The following is a 23,202-nucleotide window of genomic DNA, read 5'->3' as shown; positions in this document are numbered from 1 at the left end:
CCCGGAGTAAACGAGCGTTCTCAATGCCCCGCACGATAGCGCGACCCGTCCTATTGATCGTTGGTTTGGCGGCCGCCGTGCCTCTTGCCGCCGGTGTGTTGTCTCTGGCCGTCAGCAGGGGCACCGCCAATCCGGCCGTCGACATCGCGCCGGTTGTCCAACCTGGGGAAGAGATGCCTGGAGGCGGCGCCACCTCACGCCGGAGCGTCACCGACCGCGACGCCTTCTCGCACTTTTCATACGGAATCGACCCCGAAGGCGAATCCCGCTTCAACGTCGGAAACGCGATCTTCCGAAAGCTCTGGGTTGCGGCCCCCTCGTCGACTCAAGCGTCCGACGGCCTAGGTCCGCTTTACAATGCGCGCGGGTGTCAGAGCTGCCATCAGAAAGACGGGCGCGGACGTCCACCGTTCGCCAACTGGCCGGATGAAACGGCCGTCTCCATGTTCCTCCGCCTCTCGATTCCGCCAGAGACCGAGGAGCAGAAGGAGCTGCTGGCCGCGAAGCGCGTGCTGTCGATCCCGGATCCCGTCTACGGCAATCAACTGCAGAACATCGCCATCCAAGGGCATGACGGCGAAGGACACATGCACATCGCGTACACCGATGTGCCGGTGACGCTCGCTGGCGGCCAAGTCGTCACGCTGCGCAAGCCGACCTATTCCGTGACGGAACTCGCCTACGGGCCGATGCATCCGAAGGTCATGCTGTCGCCCCGCGTCGCGCCGCCGATGATCGGACTGGGACTCATCGAAGCGATCCCCGAGGCCGACATTCGCGCGAACGCCGACCCGGACGACGCCAACAAGGACGGCATCTCGGGACGCGTCAACGAGGTTTGGTCAATTTCGCAGAACGATGTCCGGCTCGGCCGTTTCGGTTGGAAGGCCGGAGAGGCCACGATCCTCGATCAAAGCGCGACGGCGGCGGCCGGCGATATCGGGCTTTCAAATCCACTCCTGCCCCTTGCAGCAGGCGACTGCACGGCCAAACAACCGACCTGCCTCAACGCGCCGAATGGCAATTCGGAAAAGCACGGCGGCTTCGAGCTCAGCAAGGAGCTGCTCGATCTCGTAGCGTTCTACTCGCAGAACCTCGCCGTTCCCGCGCGTCGCGGCGCGGGCGACGACGACGTGTTGAAAGGCAAGGTGCTGTTCTACAAATCCGGATGCACCGCCTGCCATCACCCCTCCTTCACAACGGGCGCCGTCGAAGGGCAACCGCACCTCAGCAAGCAGGACATCTGGCCCTACAGCGATTTCCTGCTGCACGACATGGGCGAAGGTCTCGCTGACGGTCGTCCGGAAGGGCTGGCCGACGGACGCGACTGGAGAACGCCTCCCCTATGGGGCGTGGGGCTTACCGAGATCGTGAACGGCCACACCTTCCTCTTGCATGACGGGCGGGCACGGAACGTCGAGGAGGCCATTCTCTGGCATGGCGGCGAAGCCCAGCATGCGCGCGACGCCTATGCCGCCCTCAGCCGCGAGGAGCGCGAAGCCCTGGTGAAGTTCGTCAACTCACTCTGAGCGTTGCCGCGGGCCTAGGGATGTTTCCAGCCGTAGAGCCAGTCGTATCGGCGCATGAAGCGCTCCGGCGGGATTTTGGCCAGTGCGAAGTTCCGCGCTGCGGCCATCGCGCCATGCAGGTGGAATATGCGTCCATTCCTGGCCGACGCTCGCGCAACGCGGCGCACGCGGGCTGCGCGCGCCTGCGCGTACCCCGCGAGCGCAGCCGCGGGATCGCTTCGGTTGCCGGCCAAGGCGTCGGCGATGATGACGGCGTCCTCAAGGGCCATCACCCCGCCCTGAGCAAGAAACGGCAAGATGGGATGGGCCGAATCGCCGAGAAGCGCCATGCGTCCCACAATGAAACGCGGCTGTTCACGCAGTGCGAGAAGCGACCAGCGGCGCCAGTTGTCGGGCGCTGCGAGCAACTCGCGCAACAGCGGGTCGAAGCTATTGGTGCGCGCTGTGACCCAGTCCCTGTCGCAGGGTGTGGACCAATCGATGGCGATGCTGCGATCGTCAAATATCGCGACGAGCGCGACGGCGCGACCTGCGTTGACGGGATAGTGCACCACGTGCACGTCCCGTCCCAGCCACAGATGAACCTCGGTGCGATTGAGCGCTTGCGGCACCTCTTCGATCGGCACAACGGTGCGTACGGCGCACTTACCGGTATAGACGGTCGCCGGCCCAGCGAAGGCGCGCGAGCGCAGCGCCGACCAGGCTCCATCCGCGGCAATCAGAACGTCACCGCGCGCTTCATCTTCATTGACGGACATGGCCGTGACCTTGCCGCCCTCCTCACGCACGCCGCTGACGTCGAATCCCATCCGGATCTTGATCAAAGGCTCGCGCTCGGCCGCGCTCAGCAACGCGTTGTGGAGGTCGCGGCGATGGGCCACCCAATAGGGGGCACCATGGCGAAGCGCTATCCATCGCCCCAATGGAAAGCTCCCGAGCTGGCGTCCGTTCACGGCGTCGAGAATGCGCAACGCGTCCGGCACAGCGATCCGGGTCTTCAGGAACTCCGCCGCGCCGAGCTGTTCGAGGATGCGCGTCCCGTTCGGACCGATCTGGATGCCTGCCCCGTCCTCGCCGAACAGCAGCCGCCGTTCGAGGATCGACGAAGCGATACCCCTTTTTGCGAGGGCCAACGCGGTCGCCAATCCGCCGATGCCGCCGCCAGCGATCAGCACATTTTCAAGGACCGCGCTGCGTGAGGGCGGACGTGACATCATGGTCCGCTGCCCGTCGAGGCTTATGCCGCCACGTCACCAGGGAGCGAGACAAGGCAATCGCGGGGATCGCTCTCGTTTTCGGCAAGGCGCGGGTCGTGGACATAAAGCGTCGAGCAATAGGGGCACAGGATCTGGCTGTCGGCGCCCATGTCCAGATAGACATGCGGGTGATCGAAGGGCGGACGCGCCCCCATGCATTGCAGTTCCTTGACGCCGACGAAGATTTTCTCTGCGCCGAGGTCGTTTGCAAAATGGGGCGTCGCGCTCTTGGCCATGGGTTCACTTCGGGTTGCCGCGGTTCGTCGCTTCGGGTGCATGGGTAGCGCGGACGCTCGCGGTCGGCAAGGCATTGCATATCTTGCCGGTTTGCTGACACCCTACCGCCCACGGTCGCAACCGGCCATGATTTGGCGCAACCTCGCATGGAATTCAGAATGCATCCACGCCCGACCCTGAAGACCTTCAATTCCGACGGCGTGACACTGGCCTACATGGACGAGCCCGGCTCGCGGCCGGATGCCGAGCCTGTGCTGCTCATTCACGGGTTCGCCTCCAATACGGGCACCAACTGGGTGGATACGGGTTGGGTGTCGGAGCTTTTGTCCGCGGGCTACCGGGTGATTGCGTTCGACAACCGGGGCCACGGCCAAAGCGAGAAGCTTTACCGCCTCGAGGACTACGGCGCGCCTCTCATGGCCGAGGATGCGCGACGGCTGCTCGACCATCTCGGCATTCAGACGGCCCATGTGATTGGCTATTCGATGGGCGCGCGGATCGCGGCGTTTCTGGCGCTCGCGCATCCGGAGCGGGTGGCAAGCTTGGTGTTCGGCGGGCTTGGGATCAACATGGTGCGCGGCATGGCCGGCACGGGTCCCATTGCGCATGCGCTCGAAGCTCCCAGCGTCGACGACGTAAAGAGCCAGGCCGCGCGCACCTTCCGCGTCTTCGCTGAGCAGACCAAGAGCGACCTCAAGGCGCTGGCCGCGTGCATCCGCTCCGCGCGGGCGCCGATCACCGCGGCGGCGGTGGCAACGCTTTCGGCACCCGTTCTAGTCGCGGTCGGCGAGAACGACGTCGTCGGTGGCCCGGCCGCGGATCTGGCCGCACTCATTCCTGGGGCGGAAGCGTTCATGATCGTGGGACGGGAACATATGAAGGCGGTCGGCGACCGCACGTTCAAGGCAGCCGCACTCTCATTCCTAGACCGTCATCGGCTTTCAGAGGGGTAGGCTGAATCACAAGGCCCCGGGGAGGACAGGCGTTGCTCGTCGAGGGAACATCGTGGGGGATGCCGAGCGAGCAGCTCTGTCGTCTGGCCGGGGCCTCGACGCACGAAAGGGCGTTTGACGCCTTTACGCATACAGTGCCCGTTTTCGGCTCCGACGCATCCTCTGAGAGGGAGGGATGACCTCGCCAAAACCGATGGCGTTTCGAGCATTCAGATTGTAGCAAACACTTAATTCATTGGACCACGGATTCTCCACCGCTTGATGCGTTATCTGTGGATAAAAGCGTCTCCGTTGCCCGGAATCAGCCGCGCAAGAGCCAAACGGCTGCCGCACGCTCGGCCGGAAAGAGCCGAAAAATACTGCGATAGGACGTATGGGGAGGATGGGGCCGTTCACGGTTCGTTAGTCTTAACGAGCGTAGTGTCCCAACGTCATGCGTCTCAGTCTTCGCGTTCTCTTGCTGCCGGCCCTGGCGTCGGCCCTGCTTTCCGGATGCAGCTCCGGGCCGGATTTCGTCGCTAAGGTCGAGCCTTGGCGGGCGAAGGAAGAAGATTCGTGCATCTCTTCGGGCGTTCTCGCCCGGACCACGTTCGCATCGAGCCGGTCGGCCCTCGGTGGCCCCAGCGTTTGCGGAACCGAGCGTCCCTACGAACTCACCGCTGTCGACAATGGCCGTGTGCGCCTCAAACCAGCTGCGCTGTTGCGCTGTCCCATGATCCCTCAGGTCGAGCGATGGATCCGTGAGAGCGTCAGCCCTGCGGCGCGCTACTACTTCGGCTCCGAGCTGGTCGAGGTCTCCGTCGCCGGCTCATACTCCTGCCGTCCGATGAACCATGTCTCCGGCGCACGGCTTTCGGAGCACGGCTATGCCAATGCGCTCGACGTCTCGGGTTTTACGCTCGCTGACGGACGCACGATCTCCATCAAGCGCGACTGGCAAGGCGATGTTCAGGAGCAGGCGTTCCTGCGCGCCGCCCATCGCGGCGCCTGCGACAACTTCATGACGGTCCTCAGCCCGGATTACGACCGGAACCATGCGGATCACTTCCACGTGGACTTGGCGCGTCATGGGCTGGCTGGGCTGAAGCGCATTTGCAAATAAGGCAACAGCCTTCCGAGATGTGCCGTCCGTCTCACACCCCGCCGCGCTTCGCCGGGCCGCCCATCGTCGTAGGTCCCTCGTACGTGCAGCGCGCGGGTGCCCGTACCTTCCAAACGAGACCTTCGGGCGCGTAGCTCACGTCGACCGTTGCATCGAGTGACTTTTCGACCATCGCCACCATGATGGTGTAGCCAAAGCCGCGCCGATCCGGCGGCTTCACAGGCGGCCCGCCGCTTTCGGCCCATTCGAGACAAAACTCGCGCGCGTCAGCCTTCCCTTCGACACCCCAAGAAACACGCACCTTGCCTTCGTTGTCCGACAACGCGCCGTACTTGCTGGCGTTGGTTGCAAGCTCGTGGAGCGCCATGCCGATCGCCTGAGCGGCAGGCGGTTGGAGCCGCACCGGCGGCCCGGTGATTTCAATGCGCGTTCCAATGAGCTCCCGGAACAGGGAGAGCTGTGACCGCACGAGATCCGCCACGCGCACGCCTTGCCAATTGCTTTCGATCAGAAGGTCCTGGCTGGCGGCGAGCCCCACGATGCGATCCGAGAACTGGCGCACGAAGAGCTTTGGATCGGAGGTCGGCATCTGACGCGCAATGGCCTGCACGACGGCCAACATGTTCTTCGACCGGTGGTTCACCTCGCGCATCAGCAGCATGATCTGCTGCTCGGCCTGCTCGCGAAGCTGGGCCGCCTCTACGAGGGCCGTGCCGATGGCATTGGCTTCGGTCACAAGCGTCGGCTCGAACTGCACCGCCCGCCCCTCGCCCAACGCCTTTGCGGCGTCCTCTGCCATGTTGAGAGGCTTTGTAATGATCCGTGCGACGCCGACCGCGCCGGCGATCCCCACGCAGGTAAATGCCGCGACGATCAGGACGTAGCTCAGCAGTGCTTCCCGAGCCGCTGCATCCACCAGCGCTGCAGGGACCGAGACGTAAACCTTCCAATCGGAAACTGCCGAGGGCGCCGTGCCCCATTTGACAGAACGGCCTTCGAGATCGGTTCCTTCCGACTGCCTTTCCGCGCTGTCGCTCCGGCTCACCTCGCTCAAGGGCTTACCGACGAACTCTTCGTGAAGCCGGGTTCTGGCGATCACCACACCTTTGCGATCGGCGATGGTGGCGCGCCAATCGGGCGGCATCTTCTGCCGGTCGAGAAGCTCCTTCATCAGCGCCGGCTCGAGCGACAATGACAGCACGTAGCGGAGCTTGCCGTTGCGCAGAACGGGCACACTCACCGCCATTACAGGGCGCTTCGCCACGTCCCCGATCACGACGTCCGAGACGTACGGCCGGTTCGTTTGCAAGACTTGATCATCGAAGCCCTGACTTCTCGGCAAGGCTGTGCCGTACGGCACGCGCGTATTGAAAATCTGCTGCCCGCCAGGATCGCGGAGAAAGGCATACAGGCCCCGCGAGCTCAACGCGGCCTGGGCTTGGCGGTAGACGGTTGCAAAATCATCCTCGCCCAAGGCTGGCGTGGTGGCCAGCGACTCGAGGACGGCAATGTAGCCGTTCAACGTCTGATCAAGATCGGCGGCGATACGCTCGGCGGATCTGCGCGCCTCGCCGAACAGGCGCGCGCGCTCCGATGATGTCAGACGGGTCGCTTCCATGCCTAGGAGCGCCAGCAGCGGGACGGCGAGCGCAATGATGGATAGAGCGAGGAGGAACGAAACGGGCCACGGGGGGCGTAGAAGGGAGGGAAGCTTCATTCCTGGAAGTGCCACTCGATTAGGCGGGAACTCGGACCGTCGTCTTTACAATAACCATGGTGACCGCCCTGTGTCGCTCAAAAGACGGCAATGGCGGCCATCATGATGAATGGCCGCCTAAGGTACTCAAAATTCCGGCTTTTTTTCTACGAAATGCGCGATGCTAAACGCGACCGGGCTCGACAGCCGATTCGACCCCCGCACGTACGACCTGCTCCGTCAGATCCGATGAGCAGTATTCGATGAAACGATACGCGTAACCCCTCAAATAGGTTCCACGTCGTACGGCAATTCGAGAGACATTCACCTCGAACAAATGATCGGCATCGATCAGACGAAGCTCCGGATCGCGCACGGGGTCGAAGGCCATGGAGGCGACGACGCCCACACCGAGGCCCAGCTCGACGTAGGCCTTGATCACGTCGGCGTCGAGAGCCGACAGCACGATATCGGGTGCGATGCCCGCGTCAGCAAATGACTTGTCGATCTTCGGGCGACCGGTGAAACCCTCACTGTAGGTAATCAGTGGCCATTCTGCGAGCGCATCGAGCGTGAGGTTCTCCTCGCCTTCCAGCGCGTGGCCTGCCTTCACGACGACGCCGTGATGCCAGCTGTAGTACGGGAACGACACAAGTTCCGGAGAGTTTTGCAGAGACTCGGTTGCAATACCGATGTCGGCCGTCCCGTCGGCGAGCATGCGGGCGATCTCGGCGGGGCTGCCCTGGTGCAGGACGAGATGCACGTTGGGAAACTCGTTGCGGAATTTGGCGACCACCGGCGGTAGCGCGTAGCGCGCCTGGGTGTGCGTGGTCGCGACGTCCAGCTGGCCGCGATCCTTGTTCGCAAACTGCTCGCCGAGCTTCTTGATATTCTGCGTGTCGAGCAGGATGCGCTCGACGATGCCGACCAGCTCGCGACCCGGCTCCGTCAGACCCAAGAGACGCTTGCCGCGACGCACGAACAGCTCGACGCCGAGCTCGTCCTCGAGATCCTTGATGTGCTTCGAGACGCCGGACTGCGACGTGTAGAGCGCATTGGCGACTTCGGTCAGATTGAAATTGCGCCGGACCGTCTCGCGGATGATGCGCAGCTGCTGGAAATTCATCGACTCTTCTCGCCTTCCCCAAACAAGCTGAGGCGGTTGGATTTGATGCGGACACGCTCGCCAGTCGACAAGCCAAGCTCCGCTAGGCTGGTCGGTGTCACCTCGACCTCAAAATAATCCTTCCTGCCGTCGCGCGCATCTCCGTTTGCAATCAGCTCGACGCGGGTGATGGCTCCGTTCGACAGGATTCTGTTGACCTTGGCTGCAACGCCCTCTCCCTCGGACCCCTTCAAAATCTCGGTATCGTGCGGGCGTGCGAACGCGATGACCGCAGCGCCGTCATGAAGGTCGGTGCGTCCGTGGCGCAGAAGATCGTTGCCGACGCGCACGTAGTCACCTTCGACGCGGCCGCGGAATTCATTGACGGTGCCGATGAACCCGTACGCGAACGACGTGGCCGGCTCGTTGTAAATCTCCCGCGGCGATCCGATCTGCTCGATGCGGCCCTTGTTCATGAGTACGATACGGTCGGCGACTTCAAGCGCTTCTTCCTGGTCGTGAGTCACGAAGACCGACGAGATGTGAAGCTCGTCGTGGAGGCGCCGAAGCCAGCGACGCAACTCCTTCCGCACCTTGGCATCGAGAGCGCCGAACGGCTCGTCGAGCAGTAGCACCTGTGGCTCGACGGCGAGCGCGCGGGCCAGCGCAATGCGCTGACGCTGACCGCCGGAGAGTTGTGATGGAAAGCGGTCGGACAGCCAGTCGAGTTGCACCAGCTCGAGCAGGCGGCGAACCTTGGCGCGGATGTCTTTTTCGGACGGGCGCTCGTGCTTCTTCTTCACGCGCAGGCCGAAGGCGACGTTCTCGAAAACGGACATGTGCCTGAACAGCGCGTAGTGCTGGAACACGAAGCCGACATGGCGCTCGCGCACGTGCTTGTGCGATGCGTCCTCGCCCGAAAGAATGATCGAGCCCTCGTCGGCCTGCTCCAGGCCGGCGATAATGCGCAGCAACGTCGTCTTTCCGCAGCCGGACGGGCCCAGCAACGCGATGAGTTCGCCGCGCGGAAGTTCGAGGTTGACGTTGTTCAGCGCTTTGAACGTGTCGAACGACTTCGAAATGTTTTTGACCTCGATGCTCATGGTGTCGTCTCCTCGACGATCGTTCGGCCTGCGCGCCATTCGATGTAGGTTTTGATCGCGAGCGTCACGAGCGCAAGCAGCGCAAGCAACGACGCCACGGCGAACGCGGCCGCGAATTGGTATTCATTATAGAGGATCTCGACGTGGAGCGGCATGGTGTTGGTCTCGCCGCGGATGTGGCCCGATACTACCGAGACCGCGCCGAACTCGCCCATTGCGCGTGCATTGCACAAGATGACGCCGTAGAGCAGCGCCCACTTGATGTTGGGGAGCGTCACGCGCCAGAACGTCTGCCATCCCGAAGCGCCGAGGGTAACCGCCGCCTCCTCCTCATCGCGCCCCTGCGCTTGCATCAGCGGGATCAATTCGCGCGCGATGAAGGGGAAGGTGACGAAGATCGTAGCTAGCACGATGCCAGGCACCGCGAAGATGATGCGGATGTCGTGCTCGGAGAGCCACGGACCGAACCATCCCTGCGCGCCGAAGATCAGGACGTAGATCAAGCCAGCCACGACCGGCGACACAGAGAACGGCAGGTCGATGAAGGTGATCAGGAAGTGCTTGCCCGGGAAGTCGTACTTGGCAATCGCCCAGGCTGCCGCGACGCCGAACACGAGATTGAGCGGCACCGAAATCGCTGCTGCGATCAGTGTCAGCTTGATGGCCGAGAGCGCATCCGGCTCGATAAGCGCGGCGAGGTAGGCCTGCCAGCCTTTGCGGAACGCCTCCACAAACACTGCGACAAGCGGCAGGAGGAGGAAGATCAAGAAGAACGACAGTCCGATGCCGAGGACGAGATACTTGACCCACGGTTTATCGCGCGTGGCGACGTTGGCTTCGAAACGCGTGGCCGAACCGGAATTGGGCGCGAGCCGTGCTGCAGTTGCTCCGGCCATCAGGTCTGCCTCCCCATGCGCCGCGATGTCCAGGCCTGAAGGCCGTTGATGATCAGAAGGAGCGTAAAGGAGAAGACCAGCATCACCGACGCGACGGCGGTCGCGCCTGCGTAATCATATTGCTCGAGCTTCGTGATGATCATCAGCGGCGTGATCTCGGACACGAGCGGGATGTTGCCGGCGATAAAGATGACCGAGCCATACTCTCCCACTGCACGGGCAAAGGCGAGTGCGAAGCCCGTCAGCAACGCGGGCAGTAGCGTCGGGAAAACAACGCGGCGGAACGTCTGCCAGCGCGATGCGCCAAGGCTCGCCGCCGCCTCCTCGAACTCGGCGTCGAGGTCCTCGAGGATCGGTTGCACTGTGCGCACGATGAACGGAAGGCCGATGAAGACGAGCGCGACGAGGACGCCGAGCGGCGTGAAGGCAACCTGGATTCCGAGCGGCTCGAGCCACTGACCGATCCAGCCGTTTTTCGCGTAGATGGCCGTAAGTGCGATGCCGGCTACCGCGGTGGGCAGCGCGAACGGCAAATCAATCAACGCGTCGACAAGCTTCTTGCCGGGGAACGTGTAGCGGACGAGGCCCCACGCCAGCAGCAGACCGAACACGACGTTGATGGCGGCAGCGATCAGAGAGGCGCCGAAGCTCAGCTTGTAGGAGGCCACCACGCGCGGAGACGTGACCGCGTGGACGAAGCTTTCCCAACCCATGCCGGCCGACTTGATGAAGACGGCCGAGAGTGGAATGAGCACGATGAGGGACAAGTAGGCCAGCGTGAACCCGAGCGAGAGCCCGAATCCCGGTAGCACTCTGTGAGTGCGCGTGTATGCCATCGACTGCCGTCCCTATTCAGTGCGAAATCGTCAGCACGACGACCACCGAGACAGAACACAGCAGTGCCGTCCAGGAGATAAGCTTTTCCAGATAGGTTTGTTTCGACGGCAAGACACAATTCCCCGAACCCGATGATCCTGATCCTAGGGTTCGGCCCTTAGAAGCAGAACGAAGAAGAAGTTCAATCCTTATTCCAATTCGTGGAATAGACCTCGGCGTCAGGCCGTAGGATTGAGCACGACCAAATAGGCACTCACGTCAATTGCGTCCGTATTTTCAATTACATAGTCGCGAGACGCCTCGAAGGTGATGGCATCACCCTCGGCGAGGCCAATGGGCGCCCCACCGCCGATCACGACGGTCAACGTACCGACGGCGACCACGAGGTTGTGGCGCGTGCCGGCAGGGCTCGGAGCGAATTCTTCGCTGTGCCCCGCTGCGATCTGAAGCTCAAAAAAGCCGACCGTGCGCGCGCTGTTGCCGGGCAACAGACTGCGGCTGGAGTAGCGACCTTCGCTCGTCACGAGCACGCTGGCGCGGGCCCGGCTCGACACAACCGCCACCGGCTCGTGCTCGGTCGCAACGAGCGTCGCAACCGGGACGCCGAGCGCGTCGGCGACGCGCCAAAGGAGGCTGACGGTCGGCACGCTTTTGGCCGTTTCGATCTGCCCCAGCATGGCACGGCTGACGCCGGACAGTTCTGCCAATCGTTCAAGCGAAAAGCCTTGAGCCTTGCGCAAGCGGCGCAAATTCGTACCGACGATGCTCGCGACGTCGCGCAAATTTGCGTCTGCAACGGCGTTGCGTCCGGCGTCGGTATCGTCGGGCTCAAGTTTGGACATTGTGACAGGAGTGGCTGTGATCGTTCCCATGCCTGCCAATGTAGCGGCATCACCTTTGTGAACGAACGAAGAAGAAATGATGTCCTTATGCGCAGGTTGGAAATAGCGTCAGCAAAAAGGGCTGCCCGAGGGGCAGCCCTTTTCGTTTCCTGAACAATCGGGAGAAGGTCAGGATCAGAACTTGATGATGCCGCCAGCGGTGACGAGATCGAGATCCTCGATCGACGCACCGGCGATCGCGCCGTTGGCGACGCCGCCGTTGATCTGGCGCAGCGTCAGATCGCCCTCGACGTGGCGATAGGTGAGGTACAGCACGAGTGCCGCCGAATCGAAGCCCTGAGCAATACCGGCGCCCCAGACATCGAGACCGGTGTTCCAGACGGCCCAACTGCCTGCGCCCGTCGGATTGAGCGCATCGGTTGGCCCGACTGTGCGGTTGCCGTTCGCGCCGCCCTCGTAGCTGTAGTATTCGCCGTAGATCGTGGTCTTGCCGAACGAGTTGAACTTCTTCTCGATGCCGCTCTGCACCGACCAGAAGGTCTGCTCGTCGTCCGCGCCTGTGCCAGCGAAGCGCGGCGCTTCTGCAAGAAGGTCATCCGTCTTGATGCCTGCACCCACGTTGACGAACAGACCCGTGGATTCGTGGATGACGCTCACGGAGCCGCCGAACTGATTGCAGTCCGTGTCGCGGCCTGCGCCCGCGATGGTGATGGCGCAAACCGTGTTGGTCTGTGTGCCGTCAGTGATCTCGCCGTAGCCGATGCCCGCCGCGACCCTGAGCCCTGCGAACTCTCCGGCGTAGTTCAACGCCACATCCCAGTAGTCATCCTGGCCCCAGGTTGCCGACGCGGTGAAGCCCGCCAATTCCGGCGTCGTGTACTTCACGGCATCGAAGCGGCGTTCGCCTTCGCCGGGCTGGTCGCCGCCATCACCAATGAGGCGGCGGAAGGACAATCCACTCGAAGTCAGCTCCCCGTTGACCGACGAGCGCAACAGAAGACCAAGGCCGGTGTCCTCGACGTCGGAGTACTTGGAGAAGTCCTTCGTCTGCGTGAGGTTGATCTCGGTGATCTGATCCGTTGAGGTTCCCTGGCGCCCGACCGCGACCGTGCCGAGGCTCTTGTTCTTCACGTACCAATAGGAGTCGCGAAGATCCAAGCCGATGTCGGTGCCGCTGCCGGTGGGATCGTTCTGCGTGAAACGCTTGGAGTTCGCAGTGCGGATGCCGAGCTCGATGCGATAGCCTGCTTCCCAGTCCGCATTGATCTTGGCCTTGCCACGGAAACCAATGCGCGTGCGCGAGTTGTCGTTCGTGTAAACGCCGGCATTGCTCTCGCCGCCGTCATCCCACCACAGGACTTCCTGGTTCACCTGACCGTAGATTTCGAGCGAGACCTTGCGATTGCCCTTGCGCGCCGTCGTCGCTTCCAGCTCTGCGATGCGCTCCTCCAGATCGGTGCAGCAGGATCCCCCCAGATCAGCTGCGAACGATGGACCTACCCCCGTCGAGACGAGAAGTCCGGCTGCAAGCGCAGCCAACTTCCCGCCTCGTCCTCTAACTCCCCCAACCATTTCACTGTCTCCGCTATGTTGGACATAATTCCGCTATAACACATTGATATTACTTATATTTTCAAGACTCTCCCCCTTATCTCAAGCGGCAAATCGCGGCGCTGTCATAAATCTTCCGCATTGTGACTGCTGCGCCTCACCGGTTCCGTTCGACTGCGTGTGGCGTCCGTAAAAGTGCGCTAAGCGGGCGCGAATGCCGCCGCGTGATCGCGACGCGAAACGCCTGCCAAGCTGCCGGCGGGACGAGATGCGCCGCGATCATCCGCGTGGCGACGATTCGTTCGCGCTGCTTCGATTTCGAGCTGACGCAGCAGCGCAAGACCGCCGGGCCAAGGTCCGAAGCCGGATTCCGCGTTGATGTGGCCGGCATCGCCAAGGTGGACGAGCATCGCGCCCCAACGCGCCGAGAGGCTTTGCGCGCGCTCGATGCTGAGCCAGCGATCGTTGGTCGATGCGACGAGCACCGATGGGAACGAAAGACGCGTGGCGGGCAAGAGATCGGTCACCCCGAATTTGTCGGGATCGGCCGGTGCGACGAGCAGTGCGCCCGCGATGCGATGGCTGTAGTCTTCGGCTGCCTGCACGGCCGCGAGGACACCGAAGCTATGAGCCGCGATCAGGATCGGGCCTGGCCGGCGCGAGATTTCGCGACGGATACGGCTTGACCATTCGGGAAGATCGGGCCGCTTCCAATCGCCCTGGATGACGCGAACCGCGTCGGGAAGCTGAGATTCGAACCAGGTCTGCCAATGAGCTGAGCCGCTCGAATTGAGACCAGGGATGATAAGGGTCGTCGTCATGTGGGATCGTCCTTCAAAGTTCGGATAGAAACGGCGCCGGATGTATTTCTGCGCGGGCCTCAACAGCTGCACGTGCCGATCCGACAAGATTTCCGGTCTTCAAGGACTTTCGCGTTCGTTGCGGCCACCGCCACCGAAACAGCCAGCGTGGCGCTCATCAGCGAGAGTGCGACGACCAAAGCCATGGCGGTTTCTCCTAAGTGTTGTCCGCTCGAGGGGACTGCTTGGTGGGGATCTGCCGCCTCCGAGCATCTCTTCCGAGACTGCGGGGACCGGAGACGGCAGACCTGACCTGTCGTTAGCTCTTCGATGCGTAGATCTGATCGAAGATGCCGCCGTCCTTGAAGTGGATCTCAGTCGCCTTCGTCCATCCGCCGAACACCTCGTCGATGGTGAAGAGCTTCACAGGCGTGAACTGCGCCTTGTACTTCTCAGCGGCCTTCTCATCGCGCGGGCGATAGTAGTGCTTGCCGGCGATATCCTGGCCTTCGGGCGAGTACAGGTAGTTGAGGTAAGCCTCTGCGACTTTGCGCGTACCTTTCTTGTCGACGTTCTTGTCGACGATCGAGACCGACGGCTCGGCGAGGATCGAAACCGACGGCGTCACAATGTCGAATTTGTCGGGGCCGATTTCCTTGACTGAGAGATAGGCCTCGTTCTCCCAAGCGATCAGAACGTCGCCGATGCCGCGTTCGATAAATGTCGTGGTCGAGCCGCGTGCACCCGAGTCGAGAACCTTGGTGTTCTTGTAGATCCTGCTGACGAGATCCTTCGCCTTCTCGTCGTTGCCGCCATCCTGCTTCAGCGCGTAGCCCCAAGCCGCGAGGTAGTTCCAGCGGGCGCCGCCGGAGGTCTTAGGGTTCGGCGTCACGACTTCGATGCCGTCCTTGGCGAGATCGGACCAGTCCTTGATATTTTTCGGGTTGCCCTTGCGCACGAGGAACACGATCGTTGAAGTGTAGGGCGCGGAGTTCTGCGGCAGACGCTTCTGCCAATCGGCCGGGATCAAATTGCCCTTGGAGGCGAGCTGATCGACGTCGCCTGCGAGCGCAAGCGTTACGACGTCGGCATCGAGGCCATCGATAACCGCGCGGGCCTGCTTGCCCGAGCCGCCGTGCGATTGCTTGATGGTGAGATCCTCACCGCCTTCGGCCTTCCAATGCTTGATGAAGGCGGCGTTGAAGTCCTGATAGAGCTCGCGTGTCGGGTCGTAGGACACGTTGAGCAGCTCGGCGGCGTTCGAGGCCGCAGCGAGGCCGGCGAAGCCGATCGACACGCCGATCGCGAGGGCCGTGCGGCGGGAAATCCGGGTGATAGACATGGGAGTCGTTCCTCTTTGGTGCGTTAACTGAAGTAAAGGTAGGCGGGGGGCTGGCGTAGACGAACCAAGAAGAAGTGCTGAGCTTATGAACGAAAGCGCGACGGTCCCGTTCCGCGGAATTCGATACTGCGGCGCAGCGAGGGCTCAGGCGATCTCGGCGCGGCGCACAACCTGCTCGGAGAGCTCGGGCGCGCAGAGCTCAATAAAGCGATAAACATAGGAGCGGAGAAAGCGCCCACGGCGCACGGCCAAGCTCGATGTGCTCGGGTCGAAGAGATGGCTGCAGGTCAATAGAGACAGGGCGTGATCGCGCTTCGCGTCGAAGGCCATTGCGGCGATGATCCCGACGCCCAGGCCCAGCTCGACATAGGCCTTGATAACGTCCGCATCGAGTGCCGACATGGCAATGTCCGGCACGAGCCCTGCCCGCTCAAATGCTTGATCGATGCGTGCCCGCCCCGTCAATCCTTCATCGTACGTGATGATCGGATGGTCGGCGATGGCCTCGAGCGTCAATGGTCCGGCGGCGAGCAACGGGTGGTTCTTCGGCACGACGACAGCGTGCGACCATGTCGTATAGGGAAACGCAACGATGCCGGGATGGTCGTCGAGCGTATCCGTCGCGATGCCGAGATCGGTGCGTCCTTCCTGGAGGATCGCCGCGATTTCCTTCGGACTTGCCTGATGCAGAACAAGGCGCACGTCCGGATACGCGGCTTTGAATTGCGCGATTACGGGCGGCAGCATGTAGCGCGCCTGCGTATGCGTAGTGGCGATATGCAGTGTACCGGTGTCTTTGCGCGAGAACTGCTGCGAAAGAAGCGCGAGGTTCTCGGATTCGAGCAGGATCCGCTCCGCGACAGCCACGACCTCACGGCCCGGCTCTGTGAGACCCAAGAGGCGCTTACCACGGCGCACGAAGACTTCGAGCCCTAGTTCCTCTTCGAGATCCCGGATGTGCTTCGACACCCCGGACTGTGACGTCAGGAGTGCCTGCGCGACGTCGGTGAGATTGAAGTTGCGCCGAACGGTCTCACGGATAATGCGAAGCTGCTGAAAGTTCATGGCCGCTCGCGGGGTTCCTCTCGCCGGCGCCAACTTGTGCGCTTGGCGTAACGGTAGCCGTGGTTCGGAACCGAGCGAATAACCAAATTCTTCTTAGCTTATTCCGAAATCGAAAATGGACCGCGCCACCGACGGCGCATCCAATATATCGCCGGACGTCAATGCTTCTCATTTCTTGTTATTTGACCCCTATGGCCATTCGGGGCTTGATGGAGGTGTGACGCGATCCTGCGTCGCCGCGGTGATTTCGAGGTTCACTTGCGCCGCGTCATCAAACGCTAAGGAGTAGCCATGACGTTCTTCCATCACGCCTCTGGCAGTCCTGCTGCAGGGCATCATTCATCCATTCCCGCGTACTGCTCCGCGTGTTGGTGTTGCTGATCCACATTGGCCACGAGCCCCGACGCAACCCTTTGCACCATTCGCGAGTTTAGCCCGCCGACGCACGGGAAAGGACACTCTATGTCAGACGCATTCATCATTGAGGTCGCCGACGAGACCGCCGGAATCGTGGTCCGCCAGGACCGCGAAAAGACCTATCGCTTCCACGCTTCTCTGCCCCGCTATTTCCCCTTGGACGGCAAAATCTTCTCTGCCCCCCGGGACGCGGAACGTGCCGCGCAGGCATATTCCGCGCGCAATTCGAAGCAGAAAGTGAGGGCGGCCGCCTGACGCCCCAGCTCGCTGGAGCACTCCGATTTTTACGTCTCCCTGGACCACGGCGGTCTTCTCCTGGCTTCTGCCCGCGGTTCTCCTGGGCCGGTTCGCTCCCGCGAGCCGGCCCCTTTTCAAATCCTGCTCAACTTCCCGACGTCTACCTAAGAGGCTCACTCAATGATCACCTTCCGCAGTTTCATTCTCGGGGCGGGGCTCGCCGCGCTCGCTCCTTTCTCCGCGTACGCGGCCGATTCCATTCTCAACGCGTCCTATGACGTCTCGCGCGAACTCTACAAGGAGATCAATCCCGCGTTCGTCGCACACTGGAAGAAGGAAAAGGGCGCGGACGTTTCGGTGAACCAGTCGCATGGCGGTTCCACCAAACAGGCGCAAGCCGTTGCGAATGGCCTCGAAGCGGACGTCGTAACCTTCAACCAAGCGACAGACCTCGACTTTCTCGCCGAGAAGGGTGTCGTCGCCAAGGATTGGAAGACGAAGTTTCCGAACGAAGCCGCTCCCTACACGACGACCAGCGTCTTCATTGTCCGCAAGGGCAATCCCAAGGGCATCAAGGACTGGAACGATCTCGTGAAGCCGGGGGCCTCTGTTGTGGTCCCCAACCCCAAGACGTCCGGCAATGGCCGCTATACCTATCTCGCCGCATGGGGGTATGCGCTCGAAACAGAAAAGAGCGACGAGAAGGCCAAGGATTTCGTCGCAAAGCTGTTCGCCAACGTGCCGGTGTTCGACGGTGGCGGCCGCGGCGCCACGACGACCTTTACGCAACGCGACGTGGGCGATGTGCTCGTGACCTTCGAGAACGAGATCGCGCTTCTCAAAGCGGAGTTCGGCGACAAATTCGACGTGATCTATCCATCGCTCTCCATCGAAGCCGCACCGCCGGTCGCAGTCGTCGAAACCATCACGGCGAAGCGCGGGACGGCAGAGCTCGCCAAGGGCTACCTCGACTTCCTCTACACGCCCGAAGGTCAGAAAATCATCGCCAAGCACGGTTTCCGTCCGCATGACGCCGCCGTGCTCGCAGAGGCCAAGCTGCCGGCCATCAAGACCTTCAAGGTCGAGACCCTGATCGGGAGCTGGGCGGACGCGCAGAAGAAGCACTTCGCCGACGGCGGCATTTACGATCAGATCACGTCGACCAAGAGCAATTGACGCAGCCTTGCGCTCTCGCTCATGGGCCGGCTTTGCCAACTGGCGAAGCCGGCCCATCTCATTTTCGGAATTTACTTAGCTGTTCTTCTTGGTTCATCCGCACGTGAGTGATTTCTAACATCGTGGCTGCTCCTTCCCGGCAATGACAGAGGCGGCCCACCCGTGACATTCAACATCGAAGGCATTGTCGGCGCGCTCAGAAGCTCGCGGGGCACAGTCGCGCGCAAGGTCGGCTCCGATGGCCGCGTTCTGGATCTCCCGTCTCCGCGTGACTTGGCAGACGTGGTCTCCGGTTTGACCTCTGCACTCTTTCCCCGCCGCTTCGGAGGAGCCCGCGGCGCAAGCAACGGCTCGCTCGATTACTTCGTCGGGAACGCGCTGGCGCGAGCGCTTGACGTCTTGCATGGGCAGGTGGTTCGAGAACTGGGATTCACGGCTTCTCTTTCCTCGCAAGGGCTCGTCGATGCGACCCAGACTGCACAGGTCATCGTGCAGGAGTTTGCCGACGGCCTGCCCGGAATTCTCGACGTTCTCTACGACGACATCCGCGCCGCCTATGACGGCGATCCTTCTGCGAAGAGCCAAGACGAGGTGCTGCTCAGCTTTCCGGGTGTGAAAGCCCTCATTCATCATCGGCTCGCACACGCGCTTTACAAACTCGACGTTCCGATCATCGCGCGCATTATTGCCGAGCATTCGCATTCGGCGACCGGCATCGACATTCATCCCGGTGCCGAGATCGGCGGAAGCTTCTTCATCGACCACGGCACCGGAGTCGTCATCGGCGAGACGGCCGTGATCGGCGAGCGTGTGCGGCTCTATCAGGCGGTGACGCTCGGCGCGAAGCGTTTCTCGGTCGATGAAACGGGTGCGCTCGTCAAAGGCCTGCCGCGTCATCCGATCGTCGAAGACGACGTCGTCATCTATGCCGGCGCCACCATACTGGGCCGCGTCACGATCGGGCGCGGCTCCGTGATCGGCGGCAACGTCTGGCTCATGCGCAGCGTCCCACCCAACAGCAACATCGTGCAGGCGCACGCGCGCAGCGACACATTCGACGGCGGCGCGGGAATCTAAAACCTCTATTGACGCAGCGCCTACTTTGCGTAATTCGATATATCCATATTTTTGGGTATAATATTCTCCAATATAGCGGAAACTGAGGAAAATATGGCAGAGGAAGAACAAACAGCACTCGGCGATGTCGCGGCAAGGCAATTAGCCAACGCGACGAAAACCGTGCCGCAGATGTCGAGCATCACTCCGCGGTGGCTCGTGCATTTCCTGAACTGGGTGCCGGTCGAAGCGGGCATCTACCGCGTGAACCGCGTAAAGGATGAGGACAGTGTCGAAGTCGCCTGCTCGCTGCGCGACGAGCGCGCGCTGCCGAACACCTTCGTCGACTACATCGACACCCCGCGCGAATACATGCTGTCGGCGGTCAACACGGTGCTCGATATTCACACGCGTGTGTCCGACCTCTACTCGGTGCCGCACAACCAGATCAAAGAGCAGCTGCGCCTTACGATCGAGATCATCAAGGAGCGGCAGGAGAGCGAGCTCATCAACAACAAGGAGTATGGCCTCCTTGCGAGTGCGGCGTCCGCGCAGAAGATCAAGACGCGTACCGGCGCGCCAACGCCGGATGACCTCGACGAGCTGATCTCACGCGTCTGGAAGGAGCCTGCGTTCTTTCTTGCCCATCCGCTGGCGATCGCCGCGTTCGGCCGTGAGTGCACGCGCCGCGGCGTGCCGCCGCCGACGGTCAACCTGTTCGGTTCGCCGTTCCTCACCTGGCGCGGTATCCCGCTCATTCCTTCGGACAAGCTCGAAGTGAAGGGCGGCAAGTCGAACATTCTTCTGATCCGCACCGGTGAATCCAAACAGGGCGTCGTGGGCCTCTATCAACCGGGTCTCCCCGGCGAGCAGAGCAAGGGCCTCTCGGTTCGCTTCATGGGCATCAACCACAAGGCGATCGCCTCCTACCTGGTCTCGCTCTACTGTTCACTTGCCGTTTTGACGGATGATGCGCTCGGCGTGCTCGAGGGTGTCGAGGTGGGCAAGTACCATGAGTACAAGTGAACACCCCAATCCGGGCCTGATCCCACTGCCGAATCCGGCGAGGGCAAACCCGTCGCTCGGCGGGGCCGGGCTCAGTCCGCAAGGACTGGCTCCGGCCTATGGCGTTCCGGACGAGGCGTCGCTCGCGCGACTCGCGAACGAGCTGTTCTCGGCCACGCCGGGAACGCCGCTCGCCGGGGTGGGCTTCTTGCCGGCAGCATTTCATGCGCCGGCCGCGCACGATCAGGTTCTGGTTCCAGATATCCCGCTCGGCGGCACACCGCCCTCGGCTGGCACAGCATTCGGCGCCTTTGAGATCCCGCTACCGTATGAAGCGGATCTCAAGGCGTTGTTCGACGGCTTCGTGCCCGGCCCGAAACAGGAGCCCGCGCACAGGATGGAGCTTGTGCCGGACATTCCGCTTTCAACACCGCCTTCAGCGGGAACGACTGCTCAGCCATCGCCGGTGCCCTTGCCCTACGACGCCGAACTCAAGGCGTTGCTCGGCGGGATTGCCGGTGAGACGCGTGCTTCCGATCCGCAACCTCCAGGCGGCACACCCTTCTATTTTCTGAAGGACATCGCGTCAGGCCCTTCGGGCATCGGCGTGCCGGGCGCTTCGGCTCCCGGCATCCATTCGGAGTTCGCGTCCGCTCATCCGCCCTTCGACGTAAATGCGATCCGGCGCGATTTTCCGATCCTCTCCGAACACGTCAACGGTCGCCCGCTGGTGTGGCTCGACAATGCTGCCACGACACAAAAGCCGAAGGCCGTGATCGATCGCCTGACGCACTTCTACTCGCACGAGAACTCGAACATCCACCGTGCAGCGCATGAGCTCGCGGCGCGGTCGACAGATGCCTACGAGGGAGCGCGGCAGAAGATCGCCCGCTTCATCAATGCGCCTTCGACCGACGAGATCGTGTTCACGCGCGGGACGACTGAGTCCATCAACCTAGTGGCTGCGACATTCGGCTTGCAGCATGTGGGCGAAGGCGACGAGATTGTCATCACGCATCTCGAGCACCACGCCAACATTGTCCCTTGGCAGCAGCTCGCACTTGCCAAGGGCGCCAAACTGCGGGTGGCGCCAGTTGACGATCGTGGCGTCGTTCTGCTCGAGGAGTACAACAAGCTCCTCAACGGCAGGACGAAGCTGGTCTCCTTCACACAAGTCTCGAACGCCCTCGGCACCGTCACGCCCGCCCAGCACATGGTCGAGATGGCGAAGCGTGTCGGCGCGCGCGTGCTCGTCGATGGCGCTCAGTCGGTCTCGCACATGAAGGTGGACGTGCAGGCACTCGGCGCGGACTTCTTCGTGTTCTCCGGGCACAAGCTGTTCGGACCGACCGGCATCGGCGTTCTGTGGGGCAAGAAGGAGCTGCTCGACAGCCTCCCGCCCTATCAGACCGGCGGCAACATGATCCAGGACGTGACGCTGGAGCGGAGCCTCTTTCACAAGGCGCCAAATCGCTTCGAGGCCGGTACCGGCAACATCGCCGATGCTGTGGGACTCGGCGCGGCCATCGACTATGTCGAGCGGATCGGCCTCGAGAACATCGCGCGCTACGAGCACGGCCTGATCGTCTACGCGACGAACAAGCTGCTCTCGGAAGTGCCAGGCCTCACTATCATCGGCACGTCACCCGAGAAGGCGGGAGTCATCTCCCTCGTTCTCAAGGGCGTGCCGAGCGAGGAAGTGGGCGCGCGTCTCAACAAGTATGGCATCGCAGTGCGCTCGGGACATCACTGCGCGCAGCCCATCCTGCGGCGGTTCGGGCAGGAAACGACAGTGCGTCCTTCGTTCGCGTTCTACAACACCTGCGGTGAGATCGATCTGCTCGTCTCGGCGTTGCGGGACATCCAGCGCCAGAGCGGCCAATCGTATCTCTGACGCTCTATTGCGAGCGCGGAAACAGCGGCGGTCCCATATTTGCGGGCCGCCGCTCGTCTTTCAAACCAGTCAAAATTTCAATGCGGCGACGGATTTCACGTCGAGTGCTTTTGCCCGAATGATCCTTATCTCCTGGATCACTTTCGGCACCAATCGCGAGGCCGACTACGCCCTCGGACCAGAACCCGTCCTCATGTTTGTCCTCCTCTGTCACGCATCGACACAGCCACCGGTTCGCTCGCCGGGCGTGGATCGCGATCATCCCCGTCACACTTGCGCTGACGGCCACACTGTTGGGAACCTGATGGCTGGCAACGATGCCAGCCACCTCGACGTCATAGTCGCCTTTGATCACCAGCAGCGCCGGAAGCAGCGCACGCCGCAACGCCGATCCCACCATGGGCCCCAGCAGCGCCGGTTACAAACACGCCTGCAACGAACCTCGGTCACGACGGACTGACCAGCCCCAGCAATGGACTGACATGCAGCAGAGGATATGGGCGCAGATTGAGCAGGCGACGCCATGCAGACGCCAATCACAACAAGCGCAGCCAATCCACCAATAGTCGTGAAATATCTTCTCATCTCGGCCTCCAAATCAACGCAACGCATTCGAGTGCCGGCTTCGTGGGTGAAAGATCGATGCAAAAAATTAGAGACGATCGTGGGCGCTTCACAGGCCGCAAAACACTAACTGCGGCCGGCTTCCCGATCACCGCATCAAAGTCAGTTCTAACAATCAGAACTGTAGTCCACCGCTCGATGTGCGGCAACGATGGCGTCGTCAGCCTTTAGGCAGATTGACCGTCGTCGACGGATTGATGCGGACGGTGGGAGTCAAATCCACACGACGTCGCCGTCTCAGGATTTTGAGGTGATCCAGGCCATTTCGTGGGGTTACGCAGCATTGCGTAAGTCTTTGTTTTTACCAATATCAGATTGCTCAGCATACATCTTGAATTCGTCATATTTCCTACCAAAGTGGTCGCTAATTGGTCGGACGATCGAAGAGCTGTGAGAACGCTTCGTCGACGAGCATTCGCGTCAGCACAACAAGCCCGCGATGGCATTACATCGAAGCGTACCAAGCGCAGGCGCGAAGG

General features: G+C 62.0%; 22 protein-coding genes. 8 read left to right on the top strand and 14 right to left on the bottom strand.

From position 1 onward, the window contains the following. Positions 1 to 23: 23 nt before the first annotated feature. A complete protein-coding gene (locus VHO05_RS02310; protein WP_329644996.1) occupies positions 24 to 1,529 on the top strand; it encodes a di-heme oxidoredictase family protein in 1,506 nt (501 codons plus the stop codon). Positions 1,530 to 1,543: 14 nt separating this feature from the next. Here the strand turns inward: VHO05_RS02310 and VHO05_RS02305 are convergent, their stop codons facing one another. Next, positions 1,544 to 2,746 (bottom strand): FAD-dependent monooxygenase, encoded by a 1,203-nt coding sequence (locus VHO05_RS02305; RefSeq protein WP_329644995.1) that lies wholly within the window; start codon positions 2,744 to 2,746, stop codon positions 1,544 to 1,546. 20 nt (positions 2,747 to 2,766) lie between these two features. Then, on the bottom strand, positions 2,767 to 3,021 hold the full coding sequence (locus VHO05_RS02300) for a zinc-finger domain-containing protein (protein ID WP_329644994.1): 255 nt from the start codon (positions 3,019 to 3,021) through the stop codon (positions 2,767 to 2,769). A 159-nt stretch (positions 3,022 to 3,180) separates the two neighbouring features. On the opposite strand from VHO05_RS02300, the gene VHO05_RS02295 reads away from it, so the two are divergent. Further along, the gene (locus VHO05_RS02295) at positions 3,181 to 3,975 is read left to right on the top strand and encodes an alpha/beta fold hydrolase (protein ID WP_329644993.1); all 795 of its coding nucleotides are present in this window, start codon (positions 3,181 to 3,183) and stop codon (positions 3,973 to 3,975) included. Between the two features lie 433 nt (positions 3,976 to 4,408). Continuing rightward, on the top strand, positions 4,409 to 5,077 hold the full coding sequence (locus VHO05_RS02290) for an extensin family protein (RefSeq protein WP_329644992.1): 669 nt from the start codon (positions 4,409 to 4,411) through the stop codon (positions 5,075 to 5,077). A gap of 31 nt (positions 5,078 to 5,108) precedes the next feature. Here VHO05_RS02290 and VHO05_RS02285 read toward each other — a convergent pair whose 3' ends face one another. The 11 genes from VHO05_RS02285 to VHO05_RS02235 all read right to left on the bottom strand — a co-directional run bounded on the left by VHO05_RS02285 (position 5,109) and on the right by VHO05_RS02235 (position 16,314). Beyond that, positions 5,109 to 6,794 (bottom strand): sensor histidine kinase, encoded by a 1,686-nt coding sequence (locus tag VHO05_RS02285; protein WP_329644991.1) that lies wholly within the window; start codon positions 6,792 to 6,794, stop codon positions 5,109 to 5,111. 163 nt (positions 6,795 to 6,957) lie between these two features. Beyond that, entirely contained in the window at positions 6,958 to 7,899 is a 942-nt protein-coding gene (locus tag VHO05_RS02280) for a CysB family HTH-type transcriptional regulator (protein ID WP_329644990.1), read from the bottom strand. Next, positions 7,896 to 8,981 (bottom strand): sulfate ABC transporter ATP-binding protein, encoded by a 1,086-nt coding sequence (locus tag VHO05_RS02275; RefSeq protein WP_329644989.1) that lies wholly within the window; start codon positions 8,979 to 8,981, stop codon positions 7,896 to 7,898. The genes VHO05_RS02280 and VHO05_RS02275 overlap by 4 nt, the downstream gene beginning before the upstream one ends. Further along, positions 8,978 to 9,877, bottom strand: a complete 900-nt coding sequence (cysW, locus tag VHO05_RS02270; protein WP_329644988.1) for a sulfate ABC transporter permease subunit CysW — start codon at positions 9,875 to 9,877, stop codon at positions 8,978 to 8,980. Before cysW ends, VHO05_RS02275 begins: the two co-directional genes overlap by 4 nt. Next, positions 9,877 to 10,713 (bottom strand): sulfate ABC transporter permease subunit CysT, encoded by an 837-nt coding sequence (gene cysT, locus VHO05_RS02265; protein ID WP_329644987.1) that lies wholly within the window; start codon positions 10,711 to 10,713, stop codon positions 9,877 to 9,879. The genes cysW and cysT overlap by 1 nt, the downstream gene beginning before the upstream one ends. A 219-nt stretch (positions 10,714 to 10,932) precedes the next feature. Then, entirely contained in the window at positions 10,933 to 11,556 is a 624-nt protein-coding gene (locus tag VHO05_RS02260; protein WP_329644986.1) for an XRE family transcriptional regulator, read from the bottom strand. A 174-nt stretch (positions 11,557 to 11,730) separates the two neighbouring features. Next, positions 11,731 to 13,095 (bottom strand): hypothetical protein, encoded by a 1,365-nt coding sequence (locus tag VHO05_RS02255; RefSeq protein ID WP_329644985.1) that lies wholly within the window; start codon positions 13,093 to 13,095, stop codon positions 11,731 to 11,733. A gap of 212 nt (positions 13,096 to 13,307) precedes the next feature. Continuing rightward, positions 13,308 to 13,928 carry an RBBP9/YdeN family alpha/beta hydrolase gene (locus tag VHO05_RS02250; RefSeq protein WP_329644984.1) on the bottom strand — a complete coding sequence of 207 codons (621 nt, stop codon included), beginning with the start codon at positions 13,926 to 13,928 and terminating at the stop codon, positions 13,308 to 13,310. 59 nt (positions 13,929 to 13,987) lie between these two features. Next, a complete protein-coding gene (locus VHO05_RS02245; RefSeq protein ID WP_329644983.1) occupies positions 13,988 to 14,113 on the bottom strand; it encodes a hypothetical protein in 126 nt (41 codons plus the stop codon). Positions 14,114 to 14,226: 113 nt separating this feature from the next. After that, complete coding sequence (locus tag VHO05_RS02240) at positions 14,227 to 15,249, bottom strand: sulfate ABC transporter substrate-binding protein (protein ID WP_329644982.1); 1,023 nt, start codon at positions 15,247 to 15,249, stop codon at positions 14,227 to 14,229. 144 nt (positions 15,250 to 15,393) lie between these two features. Beyond that, positions 15,394 to 16,314, bottom strand: a complete 921-nt coding sequence (locus VHO05_RS02235; RefSeq protein WP_329644981.1) for a CysB family HTH-type transcriptional regulator — start codon at positions 16,312 to 16,314, stop codon at positions 15,394 to 15,396. A 462-nt stretch (positions 16,315 to 16,776) separates the two neighbouring features. On the opposite strand from VHO05_RS02235, the gene VHO05_RS02230 reads away from it, so the two are divergent. The 5 genes from VHO05_RS02230 to VHO05_RS02210 all read left to right on the top strand — a co-directional run bounded on the left by VHO05_RS02230 (position 16,777) and on the right by VHO05_RS02210 (position 22,099). Next, entirely contained in the window at positions 16,777 to 16,986 is a 210-nt protein-coding gene (locus VHO05_RS02230) for a hypothetical protein (protein WP_329644980.1), read from the top strand. Between the two features lie 162 nt (positions 16,987 to 17,148). Next, a complete protein-coding gene (locus tag VHO05_RS02225) occupies positions 17,149 to 18,144 on the top strand; it encodes a sulfate ABC transporter substrate-binding protein (protein WP_329644979.1) in 996 nt (331 codons plus the stop codon). A 162-nt stretch (positions 18,145 to 18,306) separates the two neighbouring features. Next, entirely contained in the window at positions 18,307 to 19,221 is a 915-nt protein-coding gene (epsC, locus tag VHO05_RS02220; RefSeq protein WP_329644978.1) for a serine O-acetyltransferase EpsC, read from the top strand. Positions 19,222 to 19,314: 93 nt separating this feature from the next. Continuing rightward, entirely contained in the window at positions 19,315 to 20,226 is a 912-nt protein-coding gene (locus tag VHO05_RS02215) for a family 2A encapsulin nanocompartment shell protein (RefSeq protein WP_329644977.1), read from the top strand. Next, positions 20,213 to 22,099 (top strand): family 2A encapsulin nanocompartment cargo protein cysteine desulfurase, encoded by a 1,887-nt coding sequence (locus VHO05_RS02210; protein ID WP_329644976.1) that lies wholly within the window; start codon positions 20,213 to 20,215, stop codon positions 22,097 to 22,099. The genes VHO05_RS02215 and VHO05_RS02210 overlap by 14 nt, the downstream gene beginning before the upstream one ends. Positions 22,100 to 22,103: 4 nt before the next feature. Here VHO05_RS02210 and VHO05_RS02205 read toward each other — a convergent pair whose 3' ends face one another. Then, positions 22,104 to 22,499 (bottom strand): hypothetical protein, encoded by a 396-nt coding sequence (locus VHO05_RS02205; RefSeq protein ID WP_329644975.1) that lies wholly within the window; start codon positions 22,497 to 22,499, stop codon positions 22,104 to 22,106. Positions 22,500 to 23,202: the final 703 nt, after the last annotated feature.

Origin of the sequence: Hyphomicrobium sp., assembly GCF_036262015.1 — a bacterium.
GTDB lineage: Bacteria > Pseudomonadota > Alphaproteobacteria > Rhizobiales > Hyphomicrobiaceae > Hyphomicrobium_C.
The sequence above is the reverse complement of the archived record's forward strand: the minus strand, read 5'-3'. Positions and strand labels throughout refer to the sequence as shown.